General features: G+C 58.5%; 1 protein-coding gene. It reads right to left on the bottom strand.

Annotation, left to right across the window (positions count from 1 at the left end):
- Positions 1-17: 17 nt before the first annotated feature.
- The coding region (locus tag SB764_RS39710; RefSeq protein WP_410866712.1) for a hypothetical protein at positions 18-277 on the bottom strand (260 nt) is incomplete at its 5' end.

Genomic DNA, 277 nt, shown 5'->3' with positions numbered 1-277 from the left:
CTCTGTCCCGTCGGCTGTTAGCCGGAGACCCTGTCAGCTGAGATGGCGGAGGTGGAAGGGATTGCCCAACGCTCGTTGATTTCGGCGTAGGTCTTGCTCTGAACGATCGCCTTCATGGCCATGGTGATGGCAGAGCGCAGACCGGAGTCTTTGTTCAGGGCTATTCCGGAAAGTCTTGGCTGGTAGTCACTACCGGCGGCCAGTTCGAATTTGTTGCCGGCAAGTTTTCCCTGGTACGCCAACGGGATGCTGTCTGCCATGACACCGTCAACCCGGC

This window comes from Paraburkholderia sp. SIMBA_027 (assembly GCF_046535315.1).
In the GTDB taxonomy this organism is placed as follows: Bacteria; Pseudomonadota; Gammaproteobacteria; order Burkholderiales; family Burkholderiaceae; genus Paraburkholderia; species Paraburkholderia tropica.
The sequence above is the reverse complement of the archived record's forward strand: the minus strand, read 5'-3'. Positions and strand labels throughout refer to the sequence as shown.